This window comes from Polynucleobacter sp. AP-Kolm-20A-A1 (assembly GCF_018688315.1).
In the GTDB taxonomy this organism is placed as follows: Bacteria; Pseudomonadota; Gammaproteobacteria; order Burkholderiales; family Burkholderiaceae; genus Polynucleobacter.
This window is the reverse complement of the sequence record NZ_CP061315.1, coordinates 1,415,416-1,433,095: the sequence shown is the minus strand read 5'-3', so window position 1 is coordinate 1,433,095 and position 17,680 is coordinate 1,415,416. Positions and strand designations below refer to the sequence as shown.

General features: G+C 46.3%; 20 protein-coding genes and 1 tRNA gene. 11 read left to right on the top strand and 10 right to left on the bottom strand.

Annotated features, from left to right (window positions below):
• Nucleotides 1-71 precede the first annotated feature (71 nt).
• Entirely contained in the window at nucleotides 72-419 is a 348-nt protein-coding gene (locus C2745_RS07135) for an HNH endonuclease (protein ID WP_215383748.1), read from the bottom strand.
• 66 nt (nucleotides 420-485) lie between these two features.
• Here C2745_RS07135 and C2745_RS07130 point away from each other — a divergent pair, with 66 nt between their 5' ends.
• From C2745_RS07130 to C2745_RS07120, 3 genes are read left to right on the top strand one after another with little or no spacing between them, the layout of a single operon-like run.
• Nucleotides 486-755, top strand: a complete 270-nt coding sequence (locus tag C2745_RS07130; protein WP_215383747.1) for a TIGR03643 family protein — start codon at nucleotides 486-488, stop codon at nucleotides 753-755.
• On the top strand, nucleotides 752-2,287 hold the full coding sequence (locus C2745_RS07125) for a cryptochrome/photolyase family protein (protein ID WP_215383745.1): 1,536 nt from the start codon (nucleotides 752-754) through the stop codon (nucleotides 2,285-2,287). The genes C2745_RS07130 and C2745_RS07125 overlap by 4 nt, the downstream gene beginning before the upstream one ends.
• 9 nt (nucleotides 2,288-2,296) lie before the next feature.
• Nucleotides 2,297-2,461 (top strand): DUF2256 domain-containing protein, encoded by a 165-nt coding sequence (locus tag C2745_RS07120; RefSeq protein ID WP_215383743.1) that lies wholly within the window; start codon nucleotides 2,297-2,299, stop codon nucleotides 2,459-2,461.
• Between the two features lie 15 nt (nucleotides 2,462-2,476).
• On the opposite strand, the gene C2745_RS07115 is transcribed toward C2745_RS07120, so the two are convergent.
• Entirely contained in the window at nucleotides 2,477-3,379 is a 903-nt protein-coding gene (locus tag C2745_RS07115; protein WP_215383741.1) for a LysR family transcriptional regulator, read from the bottom strand.
• Nucleotides 3,380-3,471: 92 nt separating this feature from the next.
• Between C2745_RS07115 and C2745_RS07110 the strand changes: the two genes are divergently transcribed.
• The 3 genes from C2745_RS07110 to C2745_RS07100 are packed head-to-tail and all read left to right on the top strand — an operon-like array spanning nucleotide 3,472 to nucleotide 6,071.
• A complete protein-coding gene (locus tag C2745_RS07110) occupies nucleotides 3,472-4,686 on the top strand; it encodes a CaiB/BaiF CoA-transferase family protein (protein ID WP_251368309.1) in 1,215 nt (404 codons plus the stop codon).
• A gap of 41 nt (nucleotides 4,687-4,727) precedes the next feature.
• The gene (locus tag C2745_RS07105) at nucleotides 4,728-5,663 is read left to right on the top strand and encodes a hydroxymethylglutaryl-CoA lyase (RefSeq protein WP_215383740.1); all 936 of its coding nucleotides are present in this window, start codon (nucleotides 4,728-4,730) and stop codon (nucleotides 5,661-5,663) included.
• Nucleotides 5,664-5,678: 15 nt separating this feature from the next.
• Complete coding sequence (locus C2745_RS07100; protein WP_215385653.1) at nucleotides 5,679-6,071, top strand: VOC family protein; 393 nt, start codon at nucleotides 5,679-5,681, stop codon at nucleotides 6,069-6,071.
• A 25-nt stretch (nucleotides 6,072-6,096) separates the two neighbouring features.
• Here the strand turns inward: C2745_RS07100 and C2745_RS07095 are convergent, their stop codons facing one another.
• Nucleotides 6,097-7,062, bottom strand: coding sequence for a sodium-dependent bicarbonate transport family permease (locus C2745_RS07095; protein ID WP_215383738.1), 966 nt, complete (start codon nucleotides 7,060-7,062; stop codon nucleotides 6,097-6,099).
• Nucleotides 7,063-7,251: 189 nt separating this feature from the next.
• On the opposite strand from C2745_RS07095, the gene C2745_RS07090 reads away from it, so the two are divergent.
• Entirely contained in the window at nucleotides 7,252-7,722 is a 471-nt protein-coding gene (locus tag C2745_RS07090; RefSeq protein WP_215383736.1) for a hypothetical protein, read from the top strand.
• 4 nt (nucleotides 7,723-7,726) lie between these two features.
• On the opposite strand, the gene C2745_RS07085 is transcribed toward C2745_RS07090, so the two are convergent.
• Both C2745_RS07085 and C2745_RS07080 read right to left on the bottom strand, forming a co-directional pair.
• Nucleotides 7,727-8,224 (bottom strand): hypothetical protein, encoded by a 498-nt coding sequence (locus C2745_RS07085; protein WP_215383733.1) that lies wholly within the window; start codon nucleotides 8,222-8,224, stop codon nucleotides 7,727-7,729.
• Nucleotides 8,225-8,385: 161 nt separating this feature from the next.
• Entirely contained in the window at nucleotides 8,386-8,850 is a 465-nt protein-coding gene (locus tag C2745_RS07080) for a hypothetical protein (protein WP_215383731.1), read from the bottom strand.
• Nucleotides 8,851-8,968: 118 nt separating this feature from the next.
• Between C2745_RS07080 and C2745_RS07075 the strand changes: the two genes are divergently transcribed.
• Entirely contained in the window at nucleotides 8,969-9,499 is a 531-nt protein-coding gene (locus tag C2745_RS07075; RefSeq protein ID WP_215383729.1) for a hypothetical protein, read from the top strand.
• A gap of 68 nt (nucleotides 9,500-9,567) precedes the next feature.
• Here the strand turns inward: C2745_RS07075 and C2745_RS07070 are convergent.
• The 3 genes from C2745_RS07070 to tsaE all read right to left on the bottom strand — a co-directional run bounded on the left by C2745_RS07070 (nucleotide 9,568) and on the right by tsaE (nucleotide 11,597).
• Nucleotides 9,568-9,643 (bottom strand) — tRNA-Lys (locus tag C2745_RS07070).
• An 86-nt stretch (nucleotides 9,644-9,729) separates the two neighbouring features.
• Nucleotides 9,730-11,076 carry an N-acetylmuramoyl-L-alanine amidase gene (locus C2745_RS07065; RefSeq protein ID WP_215383727.1) on the bottom strand — a complete coding sequence of 449 codons (1,347 nt, stop codon included), beginning with the start codon at nucleotides 11,074-11,076 and terminating at the stop codon, nucleotides 9,730-9,732.
• Nucleotides 11,076-11,597 (bottom strand): tRNA (adenosine(37)-N6)-threonylcarbamoyltransferase complex ATPase subunit type 1 TsaE, encoded by a 522-nt coding sequence (gene tsaE / locus C2745_RS07060; RefSeq protein ID WP_215383725.1) that lies wholly within the window; start codon nucleotides 11,595-11,597, stop codon nucleotides 11,076-11,078. Before tsaE ends, C2745_RS07065 begins: the two co-directional genes overlap by 1 nt.
• A 44-nt stretch (nucleotides 11,598-11,641) precedes the next feature.
• Here tsaE and queG point away from each other — a divergent pair, with 44 nt between their 5' ends.
• From queG to C2745_RS07045, 3 genes are read left to right on the top strand one after another with little or no spacing between them, the layout of a single operon-like run.
• The gene (queG, locus tag C2745_RS07055) at nucleotides 11,642-12,742 is read left to right on the top strand and encodes a tRNA epoxyqueuosine(34) reductase QueG (protein ID WP_215383717.1); all 1,101 of its coding nucleotides are present in this window, start codon (nucleotides 11,642-11,644) and stop codon (nucleotides 12,740-12,742) included.
• Between the two features lie 3 nt (nucleotides 12,743-12,745).
• Nucleotides 12,746-13,531: an AzlC family ABC transporter permease gene (locus C2745_RS07050; RefSeq protein ID WP_215383716.1), complete on the top strand. Its 786-nt coding sequence runs from the start codon at nucleotides 12,746-12,748 to the stop codon at nucleotides 13,529-13,531.
• Nucleotides 13,528-13,899, top strand: a complete 372-nt coding sequence (locus C2745_RS07045; RefSeq protein ID WP_251368308.1) for an AzlD domain-containing protein — start codon at nucleotides 13,528-13,530, stop codon at nucleotides 13,897-13,899. The genes C2745_RS07050 and C2745_RS07045 overlap by 4 nt, the downstream gene beginning before the upstream one ends.
• 6 nt (nucleotides 13,900-13,905) lie before the next feature.
• On the opposite strand, the gene C2745_RS07040 is transcribed toward C2745_RS07045, so the two are convergent.
• Both C2745_RS07040 and C2745_RS07035 read right to left on the bottom strand, forming a co-directional pair.
• Complete coding sequence (locus C2745_RS07040; protein ID WP_215383714.1) at nucleotides 13,906-16,977, bottom strand: FAD-binding and (Fe-S)-binding domain-containing protein; 3,072 nt, start codon at nucleotides 16,975-16,977, stop codon at nucleotides 13,906-13,908.
• On the bottom strand, nucleotides 16,974-17,660 hold the full coding sequence (locus C2745_RS07035) for a GntR family transcriptional regulator (protein ID WP_215383712.1): 687 nt from the start codon (nucleotides 17,658-17,660) through the stop codon (nucleotides 16,974-16,976). Before C2745_RS07035 ends, C2745_RS07040 begins: the two co-directional genes overlap by 4 nt.
• Between the last annotated feature and the right edge of the window lie 20 nt (nucleotides 17,661-17,680).

The window sequence follows — 17,680 nt, the reverse complement described above, 5'->3', positions numbered from 1 at the left end:
TAAATGGAGGCAATTAAGGTCATTAACTATAGCCTAAAGTATTCAGGCCCCAAAGGAGAAGTTCCTCAGAATCAGCTGGACTTTAATCGAGCGCTTTTGCGAGTTTTTTCATAAAAGCTATTTGGCTTGCTTTTTACCCAGCCAATGAATTTTTGCATCTCAGGATGTGCTCTTAGGATTGGGGCGTTATTGAATGTAACGGCCAGCTCTGTTTCTGTAAAAAGAGCATGAATTTGCTTATGACAGATGCGATGCAGAAATTCAGTAGTTTTACCGCCCTTAGATTTTGGAATAAGGTGGTGCGCATCCTTTTGTGACTTTGGTATCTCCCTATCGCAAATTGGGCAAATGGTAGGCCCTTCCCTGACGGTATGGGGTAGTTCAAGCGAGATGAGTTTTGAACGAATTTTTCCGATCATTTGTGTGGCTGGTACTGGGCTGATTGTGGTTCAGCCAGTTTAGTAAATAAGTCTTAAACTTGCACGATGCCTAAATTGTCCAAAGTTGCTCTATCGGAGTCCGATATCTCCCGCCTCATTGAAATGGCCTGGGAAGACCGCACTCCATTTGATGCGATTGAGAAGTCATTTGGCCTCTCAGAGTCGATGGTAATTGAGCTAATGCGCAAGGAGCTGAAGAGGGGTTCATTCGAACTCTGGCGGAAGCGGGTTACAGGTAGAGCCACGAAGCACGTAGCATTGCGTAGTGATGATGTGAATCGAGCCTACTGCCCAACACAATACAAAAATAAATGAGTCAAATAAAAAGACTCTTTTTGATTCTGGGGGATCAATTAGACATCCAGGGCGCTGCACTGAAGGGCTTTAATCCAAAGACGGATGAAGTGCTAATGGTGGAATCGGCGAATGAGGCTAACTATGTGTGGACCCATAAAGCCAAGATTGCTTTATTTCTGTCGGCTATGCGACATTTTGCAAAGTCGCTAGAGGATCTGCAATATCCACTGACTTACATTAAAGAGTCACCGCAGTCAATTGTTGAGGTCTTAAAGCAGCAATTGCGCCAAAAAAAGATTACACATCTCGTTTGCGTGGAGCCAGGGGAGTGGCGCCTCAAAATTGCTCTTGAAGAGTTAGCTAAAGATAGCGGTCTTCAAATGGAAATGCGCAATGACGATCATTTTTTCTGCTCGCACCAAGAGTTTGTTGCTTGGACTGAGGGTAAAAAGGAGCTGCGGCTGGAGTATTTTTATCGATTGATGCGCAAGACGCACGGAATTCTGATTGACGCAGATGGTAATCCTGAAGGTGGCCAATGGAATTTTGATCAAGATAATCGCAAGCCTTATCCTAAAAAAGGTCCGGGCATTATTGATGCCCCCGCATCATTTGAGATAGATGCAATAACTCAAGAAGTACTGGCATATGTGCAGAGCGCCTATCCAGATCATCCCGGATCCTTAGAGCATTTCAATTGGCCGGTAAATAGGGAGCAAGCATTAAAGGCGCTGGAGTATTTTGTTGACTATCGCCTCAGGAACTTCGGCATCTATCAAGATGCGATGTGGACGGATACGCCTTTTGGTTGGCACTCCATCCTATCTAGCTCGCTCAATCTGAAGTTGTTAAATCCACGTGAAGTCATTGATGCCGCATTGGCTGCTTGGAAAAAATACTCACTGGATTTATCGACGATCGAAGGATTTATTCGACAGATTCTAGGTTGGCGTGAGTTTGTGCGAGGAATGTATTACTTGGACATGCCCAAGATGGCTCAGGACAATTATTACGAGCATCAACGCAAATTACCGCAGTGGTATTGGACTGGTAAAACGCAGATGGCTTGCATGCAAGATGCGGTGGGCCAAACCCTGAAATACGGCTATGCACATCATATTCAGCGTCTGATGGTGACCGGCAACTTTGCGTTGTTGGCAGAGATACTTCCTGCGCAAGTTTGCGATTGGTATCTAGCGGTATATGTCGATGCGATTGAGTGGGTGGAGCTCCCGAATACAGCAGGAATGGCTTTATTTGCTAATGGTGGTCGTTTCACCAGCAAGCCGTATATCGCCAGTGGTGCATATATCAAGCGTATGAGTAATTACTGCGACTCCTGTAAGTACAAGCCGGATGTTCGCTTTGGAGAGCAAGCATGCCCAGTTACTACTCTGTATTGGAACTTCTTAATCAATCATCGCCAACAATTTGAGGCTAGTCCACGTACTCGATTGATGACGGCTAATTTGAAGCGTATTAGTCCAGAGGATCAGTTGGAGATACAAAAACATGCAAGCAAACTGCTTAATCACCTAGATGAGCTCTAGGCAGATCTCATGAAATCCTCGTTCAAGGGAAACAAGGGCTTCTTGCCTAGCAAGATTTGCGTAGTGTGCAAAAAAGAAATGACCTGGAGAAAATCCTGGGCTAAGAACTGGGACTCAGTGAAGTACTGCTCTGATGCTTGTAGGGCTAAAAAGGATCCTCAAGGCAAAGCCTAGTAAGTTAAAGGATGACTACCCAACTAAATGCTGGCTTAGCAGGCGGGTAGCGGGGGAGTGATTGATGTCCGCTTTGGTTGCTACCAGTAGGTTACGTTTTGCCCAAGCATCTTCAAGGGGAATGACTTTTAAACCCATGGCTTTAATTTGAGCTGCACATGCTTGATATGGCAGTACGCCAACACCTAGATTGACTGCAATCATTTGGCACATCGCATCGTAGCTGCGTACCTGAATACGCAACCGCATTTGCTTACCTAGTTTCTCTGCGCTTCTAGAGGTGAGTTCAAGTAGCGAGCTGCCTCTATTAAGACCCACGAAATCATATTGAAGACATTCTTCAAAAGAAATACTCTTTCTTTTGCTTAAGGGGTGCGTTTTACAGCAAGTAATCACAAGTTCATCGCTGCCCATCACTTTAGTTTCTAGTCCAGAGGTGTTTGGGCCTTCAGCAAACACACCAATATCTGCAATGCCATCCATAAGTGCTTTGACAATGTCGCCACTCAGCTGCTCTTCTACCTCAACCTGAATTTCAGGATTCACTTTTAAAAAGCTTGCTAAAGCTGAGGGAAGAAACTCAGTCAGGGCTGACATATTCGCCCAAAGCCGGACACTCCCTTTTACCCCTTTGGAATACTCACCCAATTCATTGCTGAGTTGCTCAAAGCCCTGAAACAACCTTAAGGCATGTTGCATTACTGCATGGCCGGCATGAGTGAGGGTGACGCCTTTCACGGATCGATCCAGAAGCGCCATACCTACCGTTTCTTCAAACTCAGAAATACGCCTACTTGCTGCAGAAAGCGCTAGATTGCATTGGCTCGCACCCTTGGTAATACTCCCGGATTGAACGATGTAGCAGAAAAGCTTGAGAGTAACAAAGTCAACTCTGGCGGGGTTTAGCGGGGATTTCATGGGGTAATTCTAACCATACCTTCGCAAAATGAGAAGGATAGGGCTAAAAATAGCAATTTTCAAGAATTGGCAAGCAATGTAACTTTGCGTAAATGCGTATTTCAGAGGAAATCATGGAGCCGTTAGCAAAGTTAAAAGTCATTGAAATGGGGCAACTCATTGCTGGGCCATTTGCCGCAAAAACGTTGGCGGATTTTGGTGCGGATGTCATTAAGATCGAGCCACCTAAAGTTGGTGATGCATTGCGAAAATGGCGACTGCTCAAAGATGGCACATCTATTTGGTGGCAAGTGCAGTCACGCAACAAGCGTTCTCTTTCTTTGGATTTAAGACAATCTGAGGCTCAAGATATTGTCAGGACTTTAGTTAAAGAGGCAGATGTCTTAATCGAAAACTTTCGCCCTGGAACACTAGAGGATTGGGGGCTTGGCCCGAAGGTGTTGCTTGAGCTCAATCCAAAGTTGATTGTTTTGCGGATTAGTGGTTATGGTCAGACAGGCCCATATAGAGATAAGCCTGGCTTTGGTGTGGTTGCAGAAGCAATGGGTGGTTTGCGCCATCTCACTGCAGAGCCTGGAAGAGTGCCTGTAAGGGTGGGTATTAGCATTGGTGACACCTTGGCATCTTTGCATGGCGTAATTGGAATTTTGTTGGCCTTGCAAGAACGTCATAGCAGCGGCAAAGGTCAGGTGATCGATATTGCGTTGTATGAGGCGGTCTTCAATTGCATGGAGAGTTTGCTGCCGGAGTACAGTGCGTTCGGTGAGGTGCGACAAGCGGCAGGCAGCGCTCTACCTGGTATTGCTCCAACTAATGCCTATCAATGCGCTGATGGTGGATATGTATTGGTTGCCGGCAATGGCGATAGCATTTTTAAGCGCCTGATGACGGCTATTGGGCGAGAAGACTTGGGTAGTGATCCGCAATTGGAAAACAATGATGGTCGCGTCAAACGCGTAGTCGAACTTGATCAAGCGATTGGTGAGTGGGCAAAGACAGTGAGTACCGACAAAGCATTAGAAATTTTAGATTCTGTTGCGGTGCCAGCAGGTCGCATCTATACCGTTGCCGATATCGCAAACGATCCGCATTACAAAGCTCGTGAAAATATTCAAACGATTCAGATGCATGATGGAACTAGGTTAGATGTACCTGGTGTGATTCCAAAGTTGTCACGTACACCGGGATCGATTAAAACCCTTGCTCCCGATATTGGTGAGAATACCGATGAGATATTGAAGGGTATAGGTTTAAGTGATGCTCAGGTTGCCTCCCTGAAAGAGCGTGGTATTGCATTTACAAAGTAAGCAAAGAATAAATACAACAAAATACGTATAAAGAAAAAATCATGACCAGAATTTATTTCAATGATGTAGTAACCAGAGATGGCTTTCAGATTGAGCCTAATTTCATACCGACAGACGACAAGATCAAGTTGGTGGATGAGTTAAGCGCTTGTGGATTTGCAAAAATTGAGGTGACTTCGTTTACTTCGCCTAAATCTATCCCGATGCTGCGCGATGCCGAAGAGGTAATGGGTCGTATTCAGCGGGTTCCAGGTGTTGAGTACACTGTATTGGTTCCCAATCTGAGGGGTGCTGAGCGCGCATTTGAATCCAAGGCCGACGAATTTAATCTAGTGATGTCTACCTCTGAGACTCATAACCTGGCCAACCTCAGAATGGGTAGAGAAAAGAGTTTTGCAGGGCTAGCGGAAGTTATTAAATTCGTTGATGACAGAACACCAATCAATGTTTCGCTCTCCACTTGCTTTGGCTGCCCTATGGAAGGTGAGGTTCCGCAAGCAGTTGTCGAGGGATTTGCGCAGCGCTTCGCAGATCTTGGTGTTCGAGGTCTGACTATATGCGACACCACTGGCATGGCCAATCCGGATCAAGTGAAAAAAATGTGCGATGCTTTGCAAAAGCAATTTCCTAATCTCCAATTAACTCTGCACTTTCATAACACCAGGGGCATGGGTCTAGCCAATGTTCTAGCAGCAGTCCAGTCGGGTATTGTGCGATTTGATGGATCGCTGGGTGGCTTGGGTGGCTGCCCTTATGCACCCGGAGCAAGCGGGAATATTTCAAGTGAAGATGCGATTCATATGCTTGATGCAATGGGCTATGACACTGGTATCAATATTCCTAGGTTATTAGCGCTCGCTAAAGAGTTACCTCAAATTGTGGGTCACCCCGTTCCAGGCCAGGTAGCAAAGGCAGGCAGCACATATACGCTGCATCCCGAACCAGATTACGTAGATGAACTTCGCCGCGCTCAATAAGAAGGGGAAATGAATATGATTGACCATTTAGATCATTTGGTACTCACCACTGCAAAAGAAGCAGAGTGCGTGGATTTTTATACCCGCGTTCTTGGAATGAAGTTGGAATCTTTTATTGGTGGAACGCCACCTGTTGAGCGCAAAGCGTTTAAGTTCGGCAACCAAAAGATCAACCTTCACATCAAAGGCAGGGAGTTTGAGCCCAAGGCAGATACTCCAACCCCGGGATCACTCGATCTTTGCTTTATTGCTGATCGCCCTCTAGAAAGGGTGATTGAAAAGCTGGCCGCAGAATCCTGGCCAATTATTGAGGGGCCGGTGATTCGTACTGGTGCCACACAAAAAATTAACTCGGTCTATGTACGAGACCCAGATCAGAATTTAATTGAAATATCTGAACTCATTTAAATATTGGGTGTAGCCAACAAAATACTTACAAGAGTTGCTTGGCTAGTAAAGTGTAAAGCGGTATACCTAGAATGATGTTGAAGGGGAAGGTGATTCCAAGCGACATACCCATGTAGAGCGCTGGATTTACTTCAGGTAGGGCATGACGCAATACTGCAGGTACGGCAATATAAGAGGCGCTTGATGCCAGCACCATCAGCAAAATAGTATTTCCCAGTGGGAGCCCAATCAGTTTGCAAAGCACCAAAGCAAGCAATGCATGAGAGAGGGGTGAGCCGAGCGCGTATAGCAAGGTGATAGCAGGTTTTCCCTTGAGATCCTTTAAATTTCTGGCGGCCATCAAACCCATGTCTAGCAGGAAGAACGCTAGCATGCCTTTAAATAGATCAATCGAAAATGGCGCCATTAATTTTTGCCCTGCATCACCACTCACCAAACCAACCAGCATGGAACCTAGTAGCAATAATTGTGCGCCATCAGTAAAAGACTCATGCAGTATTTTTGAGATGCTTGTAGCTTGATGACCCGTTGGAGTGGGTGATTGAGATGACCGAGCTTTATTTGCTAAAACAATCGCAAGAATAATGGCGGGCGACTCCATGAGTGCCATGGCGGCGGCCATGTGACCACCATAGCTAATACCAAATTGATCTAGGTATTGGGTGGCGGTGATAAAAGTAACAGCACTTACCGATCCATATGTGGCAGCAATTGCGGCTGCATCAAATGCATTTAAGCGTCTTCTGAGGATGAGGTAACCAATGATTGGGATAATGACGGCTAGAAAAATTGCAAGACCTAATGAGAATGCGATCTCACTTGTAAACCCAGACTTATGAAGTGCAAATCCACCCTTCAGCCCCAATGCCATTAATAGATATAGCGATAAGAATCTAGAAATCTGTGGCGGTATTTCTAGGTTGGACTTAACACTCCCCGCAAACACCCCAAAGATGAAAAATAGAATAGCGGGGTCAAGGAAATTAGTCATGATTCCATTCTATGGATTTATCTATATTTGTTCTTATCCACATAATACTTAAGGCCATTCTATTATTTTGCTTAATAATTACCTGAATTAGGTGGGTCGAATCTTTTGGTTCGTATGGGTGATATAAAGATATTCTTATATTTTGTAGTCATATAAACTACCCTGATTAATACAAAAGTAAGGTATCAAATGAAATTTGCGAAATTTTGCGCATTAACTCTCTTGGCATTTTCGCTAAATGCTTGCTCGGTTTATATGGCCGCACATCAGCCATCCCAAAAAAATGAGGCGCTTTTTAAAGTAGGTACATCAAGGGATACCTTAATTGCTGAATTTGGTGTGCCCGTAACCAGCGGCATGAAGAATGGTAAGAAATATGAAATTTATCGATTCACTCAGGGCTACAGTCAAGGCAACAAAGCTGCGCGCGCTCTTGTAGAGGGAACTGCGGACGTATTTACTCTTGGTGTAACTGAAGTGATTAGCACCCCAGTAGAAGCTATTAATAATGGTGATTTAAGGGTGTACGAAGTGACCTACGATAGCAATGATTGTGTGGATCAAGTCACTATATTGACTCCGGGTACCAATACGAATGCTCCTCAAACTAATGCTACGCCACCGAACAATCAGCAGGCACAGCCTGGAGTGCAGAAGTAGTTTTTTAGTTGTCTAAAGACTCCATTTTAAAAACGCCATTACTAACACTCGTGTCGTTTTTATTTACTTCATAGGCTCCAACCTCAGCGGCGGTTACTCCAACTAGGCCGCCTATATCGCCTCCCACTGCATAGCCTATGCCTCCTCCGGCTAGGCCGGCAACTAACTGCGTGTTATCTGCAGATATATTAAAACGATAGGTTTTGCCGCTTTCAAAAACATAGCTTTTGGAAAAATAGCCGACTGTGAATGTGGCATCTATCTTCAGAGTATGCTTTCCAGCGGTAGTGCTCGATCTGCAATTTCCTCCATTAGGAATAGCACAAACTTGAACACCATCTACAAATACTTCCGCATCTTTTAAGCTGGCAGAAAAGTTCTTTTCCCGAAAAAATACTAAACCGACATCTCCACCTGGGTCGTTAAAGGCCTGCTGGGGCGTGCTTTGACAGCCAGCCAATAAAAACAAACCTACATAGAATATTTTTTTGTAATTCATCATCAGTCATTTTGCCAAAGTAGTGCTGTGCAAATAGTACTTCAATTTTCGATCTTTAAAGGCGGCGATAAAAGACCAAAAGGGAAAGCCACCCGAAGGTGGCTTCTGTATAGCTAGTGGGCAGGGAGATATTCGAACTTGCGACCAATAGCGTCATTTGGCTATTAGTCGGCGGGCATCATGGTGAAGTCACCATTATTGCTGCTGGCGTTGCCCTTATTTGCTTCATAGTACGTAGCATCCGCGACGCCAAAGGGCAGGCTATTTGCCACCATTTCAGTTTTGTTTGGTGCAATAACAAAGCGATACGTCTTACCACTATCAAATTGATAGCTTTGAGAAAACACGCCGAAAGAACCAGAAAATGTACTGTCAATCTTAAGAACATGTTTTCCTGAAGGTATATTTACCGTGCAATTACCTGAATTGGGGATAACGCAGACTTTAAGGTCATCCACATAAACCTGTGCGTTTCTCACAATTGCAAACCAAACTGTACTTGTGCGGCTGAAGCTTAGGGTGACGTCTCCTCCGGGGTTCACAGGGGCTGCGCCTTCTTGCGGCATCATGCCCTGGCAGCCAGCCACTAAAGTAAGAACGCTTAAGTAAAGTATTTTTTTAAATTTCATCTTAAGCCCTTTGAGCTCAAATAGTATTAAGTAATAGTACTTCAAATTAGTTATAAAAAAGGCGGCAATAGAGTTGAATGTATAGTGTCAAAGTGCTCCTGTTTTTTAGAAAATCATCATGAAAACTCTTCCTCTGACTGTTTTAGCCTCACTGTTATTGAGCGCATGTGCGGGTTCAGTTTCGGTTCACTCAAGACCGGAGGGAGCGTTAATTAGCAGCAAAAATGAGACTTTGGGTATTGCGCCAGTGCGCATTGCCTTGGATTCCGAGATCGGTCAATCTTTCCAAAAATCTGGGGATGGCTGTTACGAACATCCCTTGTTTACAGCGCGTTGGGCAAGTGGGGCTACAGCCGAATCACCAACTTCACTTTTGTGTCGAGGTCGAGATGGAAATTACAAAATCTTCATTCGAAGGCCGGCTCATGCGCCAGATCTAAAAAAAGATCTTAATGCAGCAAGTGCACCAGAAGCTGTCATGGCAAGAAGGCGTGCATATATGATGGAGTATCACCCGGACCGATCCAATCCTTCGGATGCTGCAGATCCTGATGTGCCAGACGGATATCTGTCTATCGATGATGTTGAAAATCTTGGTCATCTCATAAAAGACCGAAATTCTGCTGAGATAGCTGACCCATCGAAATAAATAAAATAAAACTTCCAAGCAATTTAGTTTAAAAAGAAAAAGCCACCCGAGGGTGGCTTTTGTATAACTGGTGGGTCGGGCGAGATTCGAACTCGCGACCAACGGATTAAAAGTCCGCTGCTCTACCGACTGAGCTACCGACCCAGTTAAGCCATAAATTATAGCAAGAAGTTTCTTAGCGTTCCTCGGGTCTGTGGAGCCTGCCCGTCAGCCCTTGTAATTACAAGTGCCTAGGAGTTGACCCGTCTGGCGACAGGCGGATTTTTGGAAAAATACTCCTTAATTCCTCTCAAAATGGCCTCTGCAATGCGATCCTGGTAGGCGTCATCATTTAATCGCGCCTCCTCTTGGGGATTGCTAATAAAAGCGGTCTCAACGAGGATAGAAGGAATATCTGGGGCCTTTAGAACCGCAAAGCTTGCTTGCTCTACCTTGGGCTTGTGAAGAGTTGCAAACCCACCGATTTGCCTCAAGATCGAATTGCCTACCTGTAGAGAATCTTTAATCTGGGCTGTGGTCGACATGTCTAGCAGCAGGTTGGCAACTTGACGATCCTGAGTCTTGATATTGATGCCCCCAATTAAATCTGAGGCATTTTCTTTGTTGGCCATCCAGCGAGCCGTCGTACTACTGGCCCCCATTTGAGAGAGTGCGAAGACTGAAGCGCCCCTGGCATTTCTTTCGATGAAAGCATCCGCATGAATGGATACGAACAAATCGGCCTCTACGCGTCTCGCTTTTTGTACTCTGACATGCAGTGGCACAAAGTAGTCGCCATCTCTGGTCAAGAAAGGGCGCATATAGGCTTCGCCTTCAATCTTGTCTTTCAGTCGCCTAGCAATAGCTAGGACCACATTCTTTTCTCGAGAGCCTGCTGCACCGATGGCACCTGGGTCTTCGCCACCATGGCCAGGATCAATCGCAATTGTGATCAGCCGTTTGTACTTGGCAGGCGCTGGCGCGTCCTTGGTTTCTGGGATGGCCTGGGCAACTGGTGCGGATGGCGTCTTAGCGAGCTCTTTTTCTTTCTTGGTAGCAAATTGAGCAATCAAATCTATTTCTTCATTTGATTTCTCAAGCGCACTTTCTTTTTTGGCGCTGCTTCTCACCAAAGCCATTAATGGATCTGGTGGTGTTGTCGGATACAAGTCAAATACCATGCGGTAGTTGTATTCAGCCACAGGATCAAGTGTGAAGAGTTGCGGCTTGATCGGCTCTTTTAAATCAAATACCAAACGCACCACTCCTGGCTGAAATTGCCCAACCCGTACTTGTGAAATATAAGGATCGTTCGGCTTTACTTTGGCAACCAAATCTTTAAGTGTCGGATTAAGTTCAAGTCCTTGCACATCAACTACCAGGCGGTCTGGATTGGTCAGAATCTGTTGCGTAATCGGTAACGGTGTATCTGACTCTAAAGTCACGCGTGTGTAGTCCTCGGAGGGCCATACACGAACACCCATAATCTTGGCGCCCCAGGCAATATCTACTTCGGTAAGTAGCAGCGCAAAGCTCAAGAACTTCGCGGAAGTCTTGAGATGCTGCCTTCTAGTGAGGTTTATTTTTTTGCTAGTCATCACTGACTCACTTCAGTATTTTTTACGACTGCGCTACCTTTTTCAGATAGGGAATTCATCGTGATGGAGCGTTCATTTTCATCGGCTCCAGCAATGAGCTGTAACTGAATGTCAAAAGGTGGGAGGGTGCCCTCCGCTTTTTCAGGCCACTCAATTAAGCAAAAGCCAGGCACATCAAATAATTCCGCAAATCCAGCCTCTTGCCATTCGAGTGGATCACGCATTCTGTAAAGATCAAAGTGATGAGCGGTAAACGAATGGTTGTCACTTACTAGTGGATACGGTTCGCACAAGGTATAAGTGGGGCTCTTGACTTTTCCACTGTGGCCTAGGCTTTGGATTAGATGTCTTGCAAAGGTGGTTTTACCAGCCCCTAGATCACCCTCTAGGGAGATGTTGAGGTGAATGCCTGGAGTTTGGTGAATGGATTGCTTCAAACTGGCGGCAAGCTGCTGGGCTAGGGCGGCGGTTTCCGCTTCCTGCCTACAATGTTGCTTTAGTGATGCCAGTATTTTTGTCATTGCCCCTAGTTTATTCAATTATTGAGCTACATTCTCTATTCAATATGTCTTTATCTGCCACTCCAAACTCTTTAGATGAGGCCAAGTTACGAACTTGGCTAGGGGAGCAGGCTGCCAATTTGGGGTTTGATAGCCTCCGCATTACTAATACGCATTTGGGTGTTGCTAGTGAGCGTTTAAATCAGTGGCTAGCTGATGGCCGCCATGGGCATATGGAATACATGCAACGGCATGCGGATTTAAGGTCTGACCCAGGGCTCTTGGTTCCGGGTGCTGTCAGAGTCATTTGTGTGTCGATGAACTATCTTCCGCCTGAATTTAATCTTGAGCGAGAGTGGCAACGCCTAGAGGACCCCAAGCAAGCGGTGGTATCGATGTATGCCCGTGGGCGCGATTATCACAAGGTGCTGCGCAATCGTTTGCAAGAATTTGCCAAATTGATCGAAGAAAAAATTGGCACTTTTGGATATCGCGTATTTACAGACTCCGCTCCCTTGATGGAAGTGGAGTTGGCTCGCAAGGCAGGTTTAGGTTGGCGTGGTAAACACACGCTACTACTCAATCGAGAATCTGGATCAACATTTTTTCTAGGTGAGATCTTGGTTGATGTGCCATTACCAGTAGACCAAGAGCAAGAAGAGCATTGTGGAACGTGTACATCTTGTATTGATATCTGTCCCACACAAGCGATTACAGCACCATATCAGCTAGATGCAAGGCGTTGCATCTCTTACTTAACCATTGAAAATCCCGAAGCGATTCCGGTGGAGTTTAGAAGTGCGATGGGTAATCGCGTTTATGGCTGTGATGACTGTCAGTTAATTTGCCCTTGGAATAAATTCTCAAAACGAACGCAGCTACCTGACTTTGCACAGCGCCATGGTCTAGGCCAGGCCAGTCTCATGCATCTGTGGTCCTGGACTGAAGCAGAGTTTGAGCAGCGCCATGAAGGCAGTGCGATTCGTAGGATTGGTTACAGCAGATGGCGACGTAATTTAGCGGTCGCGATGGGTAATGCTTTGGCGAGCACCAAGGTGGATAAGGTGGAGAAGGAATTATTACGCTCCGCCTTAAACGAAGCTCTACCTACTGCAGATCCATTGGTAGCTGAGCATATCCAATGGGCTTTAAACGCTTACAATTAACAAATGTCATCAGCGGGCCAACCATATATCGATCCTAGCGAAATCGCGCTAGAGGAGCCTGCAGCAGAACGCTTTAAAAATCCGCGTCATGCTTTCTGGTCTGGCATGCGTGATGCAGCTGGCGCACCTGCGATGGTGCTCTTTGCTGGCATGGTGGGCTTTGGAGCGATGGGTAAGACCAATGGCTTTGATGTTTGGTTTACCACCTTCACTTCATTTTTTATGTTCGCCTTACCAGGGCAGGTTGTTCTCATTGAGATGGCTATTACAGGTTCATCTGTTTTGGCGATTGCCTTGGCGGTCACGCTAACGTCTACACGCTTTATCACCATGACGGTGACACTCTTTCCGCAGTTTCATCAAAAAGATCGTAATCGCAGTTTGTATGCTTCTGTTCATCTTCTGGCAATGACTGCATGGGCGGTCTCCATGCGCGAGTTTCATTCGATTGAAGTCAAGCACCGCTTAAGTTACTTCGTGGGACTCGGATTGCTGTGCTGGTTAATTTCAGTGCCCGGAACCATCTTAGGTTATTACTTGGCAGGTATGGTGCCTCCAGCAGTGACGCTGGGCTTGGTATTTATCAATCCATTGTTTTTCCTTTTGACGTTTACTGAAGTCAAGCCTTGGATTAATCGGGTTGCTATCCTTTTAGGCTGTGTATTTGGCCCCATCTTCTTTGTCTTGGATCGTGACACCAGCCTGCTAACAGCAGGAGTAGTGGGCGGTACGCTAGCCTACTTTATTGATCGTAAATTCTTGCGCAAAAAAGTTGGGGTGATCGGATGAACGGTGCTGTGGACGCTTTCAATCACATGAGTGATGCACTTTCAGGTTGGGGCTTGTGGATCGCCTTGGTTGGGGCCTGCCTGGGGACGTATTTTTGTCGAGCTATCGGTGTTTCTTTATCGCAAAGCATTAACCAAGATAGCGAAATCTTCCGCTGGTTAGCTGCCGTGACTTATGCAATGGTTGCCGCTTTAACGGTGCGACTGATTGTGATGCCGTTAGGGCTTATGGCAACCGTCCCTCTGTGGATTCGGGTTCTCATTTGCGCCCTAGCCATTGGGGTGATGGTATCCAAACCAACCCGTCGCTTGGTTCCTGCTTTATTGACAGGAACTTTGCTCATGGTTGGTTACGGAATCATTCGTTAACCACTTTTATTGCAGGTGTGCCGCCAAAATTCTGGCGATATGCACAGCCTCTCTTTGAGTGCCATCAGCAATCTGGTGACGACAGCTAGTACCATCCGCAACCACCCAGCTATCAGGCGACTTACGAATACTTGGCAATAGGCTGGCCTCAGCCATTTGTTTGGATACTTCAATATGCTCGGCCTCGTAGCCAAAGCTACCAGCCATACCGCAACAAGAGGACTCAATGAGTTTGGGCTCTGCATTTGGAATAAGCTTAAGTAACTCCATTGCAGGCGTAACAGCAGCGAATGACTTCTGATGGCAGTGACCATGAAACAGTACTGATTTATCAGCCGCTTTCAGTTTCAACTGAAGCGTACCCGCTTTAGCTTCGCTCGCCAAGAATTCTTCTAGCAATTGCGCTTTCTTAGAAACGCTTACTGCGCGCTCACCAAAGCCCATTACAAGCGCTTCATCTTTTAAGGTGAACAAGCAAGAAGGCTCTAAACCAATAATTGGAATATTCTTATCTGCATAGGGTGCAAGATGATCGACCAATTCACCTAGGGTGGCTTTGGCTTTATCTACCATGCCTGCTGCCAGGTAGGTTCTGCCGCAGCAAAACTCTTTAGAGCATGCGTTATCCACTTGCTTGGCTATTTGGCTTTGACTTTTCTTTGGAATATGTACGCGGTAACCAGCAGCCTTTAGTACTTTCAATGCAGCGATGAGGTTCTCATCTTCAAAGTAAGCATTAAAGGTATCTGCCAACAGTACAACGCCCTTGCCATCAGCATTGCTTGCCAACTGATCTGGAGTGAATTGGTAAGTATTTGCTTTCTTCTGATTCCAGAATGTTTTTGCTTTCCAGGTCGGCAAACTTCGTTGCGCAGAAATGCCCATGACCCATTCTTGTAACTTGGCAATCGGTGCAATGTGATTACGTAAATTCAGAATTGTTGGTAGGAATGGAATGGCGCTAATTGTGCTGGCGTATTTAGGAAGATAGGCAACAGCTAAATCGCGCAATGAGTGGCCCACACGTTTCTTATAGGCAGATAAGAACTCAATCTTCATCTTGGCCATATCCACGCCAGTAGGGCATTCGCGGCGACAGGCCTTGCAACTCACGCACAGCTCCATCACCTCTTTGATGGCATCGCTGCCTAGTGGCGAAGATTCATCTTTGATATCGAGTTGATTTGAAAGCGCAAGACGTAGCGTGTTGGCTCTGCCACGGGTGAGATGCTTCTCATCACGAGTGACGCGATAGCTTGGGCACATCACTTCAGCATCAAACTTGCGGCAGTGACCATTGTTGTTACACATCTCCACTGCTTTGGCCAGACCCATGGCTGGATCCCCGCCTGTACCGGGTGCAGTAGTTTGCTCTGTGACAGGGTCGTTTTGCACATTCCATGCTGACCAATCGAGTGCTGGTTGCAGGGGAATGACTTTATAGCTTGGCGGAAATCTAAAGTTACTTGCGTCATCCATCTTTGGGGGATTGACAATCTTGCCAGGGTTGAATAATCCCTTGGGGTCGAAAGCATGCTTAATTTCTGCGAGGGCTTCAGTGATCTTGGGGCCAAACTGCCAGGAGATCCACTCGCCACGACAGAGGCCATCGCCATGCTCACCGCTATAGGCGCCTTTGTACTTGCGAACCAATGCCGATGCCTCTTCTGCAACTGCACGCATCTTCTGTGCGCCATCTCTACGCATATCCAAAATAGGGCGTACATGCAAGGTGCCTACGGATGCGTGAGCGTACCAGGTGCCACGTGAGCCATATTTAGAAAACACATCCGTCAGTGCCTGGGTGTAATCAGCCAAGCTCTCGAGTGGTACGGCGCAGTCTTCAATAAAGCTGACCGGCTTACCGTCACCCTTGAGGCTCATCATGATATTTAAGCCAGCTTTGCGCACTTCCCATAAGTTCTTTTGCAAGCTTGCATCAGGCATAGCCACTACAGAGTCAGGTAAACCTAAATCGCTCATCAATTCTTGTAAGGCCTTGAGCTTGTCTAGTAGGGGCGCATGTGCTTCACCAGAAAACTCCACCAACAAGATTGCTTCAGGCGTTTGGGCCGTGTGATCAATAAGAGCAGTTTCAATGGTTTTCTTAAAGCTTGGGTTGCTGCGTGCCAAGTCAATCATCGTTCGATCAACGAGCTCTACAGCAGTAGGGCCGAGCTTCACAATATGCTGAGCGCTATCCATTGCCTTGTAAAAGCTAGCGAAGTTCACAATGCCTAGCACTTTATGTTGCGGCAAAGGAGCTAGCTTTAACTTGAGGGATTTGTAATAGGCGAGGGTGCCTTCGCTGCCAACTAATAGATGGGCGAGGTTAACGCTGCCATCCTGGGTATAGGGCAGCTCACTTTGCGGATGAAAGATATCTAAGTTATATCCAGCTACCCGTCTGAGCACCTTCGGAAAGTGTGCTTCGATTTCAGGTTGAAGGGTGTTTGCTAAACCTTTAACAAAGTCGCCCAATTGTTTGGCGGCACCAGAGCTATTGGCATAGTTGCCAAATTGCGTTACTTGACCATTAGCAAGCCAAGCATCTATTTCTAATACGTTGTGCACCATATTGCCGTAAGCAATCGAGCGACTGCCGCAAGAGTTGTTGCCGGCCATGCCGCCAATAGTGGCTTGTCCCGCAGTGGAAACATCCACTGGATACCAAAGACCATGTTGCTTGAGTGAAGCATTCAGGTGGTCGAGCACGATTCCGGGCTCAACTTCTACATATCCTTTATCAAGATTGAGATCTAAAACGTTTCTGAAGTATTTGGTGTTATCAATAACGAGTGCTGCACCAGTAGTTTGACCGCATTGGCTAGTGCCGCCTCCGCGAGGCAGGACAGGAACGCCCAGTTCTGCAGCTATCTGAATGGCACTTGCAATATCTTGCGCAGTCTTCGGTACAAAAACAGCAACAGGCATCGCTTGGTAGATTGAGGCATCGGTTGCATAACGTCCGCAACTGGCGCTATCGACCATTACTTCACCAGAGGTCTCCTGGCGCAAGCGCTTAGCTAGCTGGGCTTGGTCCACCATGAGTTCTTTGAGGTCTAAGGGCTTATTCATGACTTCACTGTCTCCGTAGACATTTCTGATTTGAGTAGCTGAGCAACAACATCACGTTTATTTCTGACGTGTTGAATCATGATTTTGCGCATACGGGCGCTATCACGAGCCTTTAAGGCATCTAACATTTCTTGATGCTCTTCTACAGCCTTCTCCCACTTAACGCCATCCTGATTGGAACGAAAGCGTAGTGCTTCAATACGGGCATTGACCTGGGTAAAGAGTTTTGAAAGAACGGGATTGTTGGCTGCTTGATTAATGAGGTGATGAATGCGTAAATTGAGTTTGTAGTAACTCGATAAATCACGACGAGCATAAGAAGCCATCATTTCATATTGAAGCGCTTCTAATTCAGAGAGGGTGGCATCACTAATATTGTTGGCGGCCAATTCTCCAGAAAAACCTTCTAGGTCTGCAATCACGTCAAAAGTATTTAAAACATCGTCAAGACTAAGTTGCACTGCGATCGCGCCTCGGTTGGCGATAAGTTCCACTAAACCCTCAGCAGCTAAACGGCGAATGGCTTCTCGAATGGGGGTGCGTGACACATTGAGGCTCTCAGCCAATTCACGCTCATTGAGTTTGCTGCCCGGCGCAATCTTGCCTTCGACCAAAAGGGATCTGAGCTTCTCGAAAGTGGCTTCATGCAAATTTTGTGAATTTGGCTGTTCTAGTACCGTCATGGATCAACCCTTGAGCTTAA

Bases quoted from the DNA above. Each gene is read 5' to 3' on its own strand.
- C2745_RS07135 (WP_215383748.1), bottom strand. From the start codon at position 419: ATGATCGGAAAAATTCGTTCAAAACTCATCTCGCTTGAACTACCCCAT.
- C2745_RS07130 (WP_215383747.1), top strand. From the start codon at position 486: ATGCCTAAATTGTCCAAAGTTGCTCTATCGGAGTCCGATATCTCCCGC.
- C2745_RS07125 (WP_215383745.1), top strand. From the start codon at position 752: ATGAGTCAAATAAAAAGACTCTTTTTGATTCTGGGGGATCAATTAGAC.
- C2745_RS07120 (WP_215383743.1), top strand. From the start codon at position 2,297: ATGAAATCCTCGTTCAAGGGAAACAAGGGCTTCTTGCCTAGCAAGATT.
- C2745_RS07115 (WP_215383741.1), bottom strand. From the start codon at position 3,379: ATGAAATCCCCGCTAAACCCCGCCAGAGTTGACTTTGTTACTCTCAAG.
- C2745_RS07110 (WP_251368309.1), top strand. From the start codon at position 3,472: ATGCGTATTTCAGAGGAAATCATGGAGCCGTTAGCAAAGTTAAAAGTC.
- C2745_RS07105 (WP_215383740.1), top strand. From the start codon at position 4,728: ATGACCAGAATTTATTTCAATGATGTAGTAACCAGAGATGGCTTTCAG.
- C2745_RS07100 (WP_215385653.1), top strand. From the start codon at position 5,679: ATGATTGACCATTTAGATCATTTGGTACTCACCACTGCAAAAGAAGCA.
- C2745_RS07095 (WP_215383738.1), bottom strand. From the start codon at position 7,062: ATGACTAATTTCCTTGACCCCGCTATTCTATTTTTCATCTTTGGGGTG.
- C2745_RS07090 (WP_215383736.1), top strand. From the start codon at position 7,252: ATGAAATTTGCGAAATTTTGCGCATTAACTCTCTTGGCATTTTCGCTA.
- C2745_RS07085 (WP_215383733.1), bottom strand. From the start codon at position 8,224: ATGATGAATTACAAAAAAATATTCTATGTAGGTTTGTTTTTATTGGCT.
- C2745_RS07080 (WP_215383731.1), bottom strand. From the start codon at position 8,850: ATGAAATTTAAAAAAATACTTTACTTAAGCGTTCTTACTTTAGTGGCT.
- C2745_RS07075 (WP_215383729.1), top strand. From the start codon at position 8,969: ATGAAAACTCTTCCTCTGACTGTTTTAGCCTCACTGTTATTGAGCGCA.
- C2745_RS07065 (WP_215383727.1), bottom strand. From the start codon at position 11,076: ATGACTAGCAAAAAAATAAACCTCACTAGAAGGCAGCATCTCAAGACT.
- tsaE (WP_215383725.1), bottom strand. From the start codon at position 11,597: ATGACAAAAATACTGGCATCACTAAAGCAACATTGTAGGCAGGAAGCG.
- queG (WP_215383717.1), top strand. From the start codon at position 11,642: ATGTCTTTATCTGCCACTCCAAACTCTTTAGATGAGGCCAAGTTACGA.
- C2745_RS07050 (WP_215383716.1), top strand. From the start codon at position 12,746: ATGTCATCAGCGGGCCAACCATATATCGATCCTAGCGAAATCGCGCTA.
- C2745_RS07045 (WP_251368308.1), top strand. From the start codon at position 13,528: ATGAACGGTGCTGTGGACGCTTTCAATCACATGAGTGATGCACTTTCA.
- C2745_RS07040 (WP_215383714.1), bottom strand. From the start codon at position 16,977: ATGAATAAGCCCTTAGACCTCAAAGAACTCATGGTGGACCAAGCCCAG.
- C2745_RS07035 (WP_215383712.1), bottom strand. From the start codon at position 17,660: ATGACGGTACTAGAACAGCCAAATTCACAAAATTTGCATGAAGCCACT.